The 4,705-nt window shown below is 66.2% G+C and carries 3 protein-coding genes and 1 pseudogene; 2 read left to right on the top strand and 2 right to left on the bottom strand.

Translation table 11 applies throughout. The features are described 5' to 3' along the window. A partial coding sequence (locus U9980_RS00550) for a helix-turn-helix domain-containing protein (protein ID WP_322766210.1) occupies positions 1-622 on the bottom strand: 622 nt, incomplete at its 3' end. A gap of 429 nt (positions 623-1,051) precedes the next feature. Between U9980_RS00550 and U9980_RS00555 the strand changes: the two genes are divergently transcribed. Together U9980_RS00555 and U9980_RS00560 are read left to right on the top strand one after the other, a co-directional pair. After that, the gene (locus tag U9980_RS00555) at positions 1,052-1,963 is read left to right on the top strand and encodes an SDR family NAD(P)-dependent oxidoreductase (RefSeq protein WP_322766211.1); all 912 of its coding nucleotides are present in this window, start codon (positions 1,052-1,054) and stop codon (positions 1,961-1,963) included. A gap of 286 nt (positions 1,964-2,249) precedes the next feature. After that, positions 2,250-3,245, top strand: a complete 996-nt coding sequence (locus tag U9980_RS00560; RefSeq protein ID WP_322766212.1) for a YihY/virulence factor BrkB family protein — start codon at positions 2,250-2,252, stop codon at positions 3,243-3,245. Between the two features lie 485 nt (positions 3,246-3,730). On the opposite strand, the pseudogene U9980_RS00565 reads toward U9980_RS00560, so the two are convergent. Beyond that, positions 3,731-4,633 (bottom strand): annotated as a pseudogene (locus U9980_RS00565) (D-alanyl-D-alanine carboxypeptidase family protein); the annotation flags it as partial. Positions 4,634-4,705 lie beyond the last annotated feature (72 nt).

Consider the following 4,705-nt stretch of genomic DNA (forward strand, 5'->3'; position numbering starts at 1 on the left):
CGGAGCCGGAGCCGCGAATCACGAACCCGGCCATTTCCTCGACCAGGCGCGCTCTGGTCGGGTGCTGTCGGCCGGCGGGAAACAGCATGTCGTCCAACACGGTGGCGCCGTAGACGAGCGCTACGGTGAACCGAACGGACAGCGCCACGTCGACCACGGGGGCGTCGAGCACGGCCACTTCGGCCTCGATCTCCCGTTCCAGCTTGTCGAAGACCTCCTGGAGAAAGGCGCCGGCGCGGGTGCGAAGTTCGGGTGAACCTCCGCTCGGCCCTCCGGGTAGCGCCAGCAACAGTTTGTGGTTATCGATGAGCAGAAGGTAGAGGCCGCCGACGAAGTCCCGGGTGGTCTGCTCGGCGCTCCTGGCGCCGTGCCCGTGCTCGATCCATCGCCGCACGTACTCGGCCACGAAGTCGTAGAACGGTCGGTAAACAGCCTCGACGAAGAGGTTGGCCTTTGTGCCGAAATGTCGGAACACCAGCGCCTGGGTCACGCCGGCACGGGCGGCTATCTCCCGGGTGGTGACGTGTTCGTAGCCGTGCTCGTCGAAGAGCTCCCGAGCGGCGCCCAGGACCAGCGAGCGGACAGTCGCCGAGCTGCGTCGGGACCGGGAGTCCTGGGTCACTCAACCATGATGACCGACGACGGCCCATCCGCCGGGGCCGACGTCCACCGATCAAATTAGATAGCAACGATATCTTGACACTAGATGATCATTTGTTCACTGTGATGTGTGCGACATCCCCACGGCGGGAGCAGTACTTCGGCTGAGAGCGAGGCCAGGGCATGATCGATGTGCAGGTTGATCCTTCGCTGTACCTCGGACACGGCTTGCTGCAACGCCTACGGGTCGGACGCCTACGGGTCGGACGTCTACGGGTCGGACGTCTACGGGTCGGACGTCTACGGGCGCGACGATTCCGGCTACTGCCATATTGGGAACGCTGCGTGCCTACGGCTCTTGAGCAGCAGGCACGCGATGGGACGGAGGCGTGTCCCGAGCGCGCGATCTCGCTATCCGAAAGACTGCTTCCACTTTTGACGAGGAGTACAGGTGAGGCTTGAAGACAAGGTCGTCGTCATCACCGGCGCCGGGTCCGGGTTAGGACGGGAGAGCGCTCTGCTGTTCTCTCGTGAAGGCGCCACGGTCGTCGTCACCGACATCATCGAACAACGGGCAAAGGACGTCGCGAGCCTGATCGGTGAGCGCGGCGGTCGGGCGTTGGCGTGCCGAACCGACGTCACGGTGGAAAGTGAGGTCGCCGCTGCAGTCGCCACCGCCGTCGAGCATTTCGGCCGCCTCGACGTCATGTTCGCCAATGCCGGGGTCACGGTGCCGGGCCAGGGCACTGTCGCGCTCGAGGACACCACCGAGGAGAGCTGGACGCACGTCCACGATACCAATCTCAAGGGAGTCTTCTTCTCCATCAAGTACGCGGCCAGGGCGATGAAGACACAGGGCGGTGGGACGATCGTGGTCACATCGTCGGCGTCGTCGCTGGCGGCGTACCCGAGGTTCACGATCTACACCGCGAGCAAGGGCGGGGTGAACGCGCTCGTCCGGGGCGCCGCGTTCGACCTCGGCGGCTACGGCATACGGGTCAACGCGATTTGCCCGACCCACGGTATGTCCGTGAATTTCGGGCTCCCGCCGGACGCTGAGGTGCTCGGCAGGTCCTACGAAGAGGTGGCCGGTCCCTGGAACCCGGACTACGCTCCGATGCCCCTGAAGCTGCGGCGTCCCCCGAACCTGCTCGACAACGCCTACGCCGCGCTCTTCCTGGCCTGCGACGAGTCCGCGTACATGTCCGGGGTCTGCTTCCCGACGACCGACGGCGGCACTCTGGGGCGCGTAGCGATCGAGTTCCCCAAGGATTGGGAACTGGCTCAGCAGGCTGCGTTCGCGGGCGCTTCGGAAACTCCTCTCAATCCGCCGGTTGGTGGCGAAGCCGAGGTGGGCGGATAGGCGTTTTCTGGTTCTCTGGTGTGGGCAGGCACCGCCGGCGACGGCCTCGGGGCCCTCGCCGGCGGTGCCGACGGACCCGTCTCCGTGGCTTGGGGAGCCGCCCGCGGCCCGGATAGACCGCGGCCCGGTAGAGTATGGAATCTGGCGAAAACGGACGGATAGCCGGCGGCCGCGGGGTGGAATCGGCCGTGACAGGGACGTCCTTGATGGGTAGTTAGGTCCGGTGGACAACCCGATCAGTGCGCTCCGTTCCGGAGCGCGGAAGGCATCCGGTGCAGCCGGTGCCGTGCGCCGTCGGCGGCCCTTCATCGACCATGTGCTGCGCGCCTACCACCGGTACACCGAGGACGGCGGCGACCGACTTTCAGCTGCCGCGACGTACTTTGCCTTCCTCTCGTTCTTCCCGTTGGTCGCACTCGCCTTCTCGATCGCAGGTTTCGTGGTTGACGCCTATCCGGATGTTCGGCAGGAGCTGACCAAGCAGATCAACAGTTATCTACCGGGGCTTGCGGACAAGCTGGACATCGCCAGTATCGGCAACGCGAAGGTCGGTGTCGGCCTGATCGGCCTGGTCGGTCTGCTGCTGGCCGGGCTGGCATGGATCGACGCGCTGCGGGACGCGATCAGAATCATGTGGCATCAGGACGTGGAGGTCGGAAACGTCGTGATCCGCCGAGTGAAGGACATCGGCGTCCTTGCCGGGCTCGGTCTCATCAGCTTCGCGTCGATTGCGGTGACCAGCGTTGCCACGTCGGTCTCGGGGACGTTTCTGCACTGGATTGGGCTCGCTGGCAGCACTGCGGCGACAGCGCTGACCTCGATACTTGCTGTCGTCGTCGCGCTGGCCCTGGACGTGGCACTCTTCCGCTGCCTGTTTGTCTGGCTCCCGCGGATCACCGACCATCGCCGTGCGCTGGCGGGCGCGCTGTTCGGCGCGATCGGGGTGGAGGTGCTCAAGGTTCTCGCGACCGCGCTGGTCGGCATGACCACGAGAAACCCCGTCTACGGGACGTTCGCGGTGATTGTCGGATTGTTGATCTGGATCAATATCATGATGCGTTGGACGTTGCTGGTAGCGGCGTGGACGGTGACCGCGCCCTACTCGTCCGATGTACCACCGTCGGGTACCGCTGTTCCAGCCGGTGCCGACGTTCCAGCCGGTGCCGCTGTGCCAGCCGGTGCCGACGTTCCAGCCGGGGAGGCAGCTGATGACGGGCCACCGCCGGTCCCGACACGCAGCCCGGGTGTTGGGGTGCCGTCCTCGCCGCCACCTCGTCGATGAGGCACGAGCCGCACGCGGGATGTGGAGACGTTTCCCGAGCGCAGGAGGTGTGCTGTGGGAACGGGCGGTCGGGCTGCCATACCGGGCAGTGCGTCAATGTTCGGGAACGCGTCGCTGTTCGGGAAAAGGTGCCGACGCGAAAGTCGCCTACGTAGAGTGAAAAGTCCGAATATCAGTGTGATCGCGATAGCGATCCAGGTGGCTGGTCCTATCCCGTGGTCGCCGATATCTCGCCGTTGTGACTGCCTTCGAGCATAATCGTGCGCGCCGGTGTCATGCCGGCCTCCGGTTCCCGTGCCAGCATCGGCGGTGGCCAGCGGTCCCAGACCGTCCACGGTTGATCCGTCCGGAGCCATCGCGAGGCCGCGCGTTTCGTCGCTCTTGACGACAAGGTGTCCGACCGGAGCGATTGTGTCGACGTTCGCGAATCCCCAGTCGAGCAGCGGCCGGGCCTCCTTGGCATATGCCGGGGCTGCCCGCAGCATCGTGAGGATGAGAGTGTGGCCGCCGCGCCGGACCGCGCCGATGTAGGTGGCGCCCGCCGCGGCGGTGTATCCGTTCTTGACGCCGATCGTTCCCGGATACGAGGCGAGCAGGTCATTGTGGTTCTGGATCTCGAACGACTTGCCGTCCCGGCCGCGGACGGTCGCCCGTGGGATGGTCAGGAACCTGCGGACGATGGGATTGGCGAGCGCGGCCCGGCCCAGCAATGCAAGATCGTATGCTGATGTCGTCTGCCCGGGTGCGTCCAGGCCACTTGGATCCCCTGCCGTTGTGTCGCGTGCGTTCAGTTCGGCCGCGGTCCGGTTCATCAGCACGACCGTGGCGTCAGCCCCACCGGCGGCTTCGGCGAGTGCTACGGCCGCGTCGTTACCGCTGGCGACGATCATTGCTGTGGCGAGTTCCGCGACCGTGTAGGTCATGCCGGGGACGAGACCCACCCGCGTTCCGTCAACCGACGCGGCCGCAGTACTGATCGTCACCTCCTGAGCAGGCGACAGCCGCGGCAGCACGGCGAGCGCAGTTAGGATCTTGAGCGTGCTCGCCGGCAGGTGGGGACCGTGGGCGTCCCGGGCCGCGAGGACGGCGCCGCTGTCGGCGTCGGCGATGAGCCAACTTGCGGCGGTGGTGTCGGGGGGCGGGGAAGAGGCTCGCGAACCGACCACCACGCCGGCGCTCGCCAGCACCGGACCACCGAGGAGGTTCGGGCTGGCTGGCCGCAGTGCCGGTGCCGGTGCCGGTGCCGGTATGGGATCGGGAGCGGCCGCCGCCGTGGTCGAGAGCGCGGCGATCAGCCATGTCACCAGGGAGACGACCAGCAGCACGGAACGTGTCGCGCTCAAGCGTTCGCGAGTCCGAGGCACCTGATGGAGATTACTGTCAGTCACAGTTATGTGAAGCGAGAGGGCTGGCCGTGTCGTACCGAAGCGTGCTGGCGGTACCGAGTTGCACCGAGTTAT

The organism is Protofrankia sp. Cr1, assembly GCF_963555865.1.
Lineage (GTDB): Bacteria > Actinomycetota > Actinomycetes > Frankiales > Frankiaceae > Protofrankia.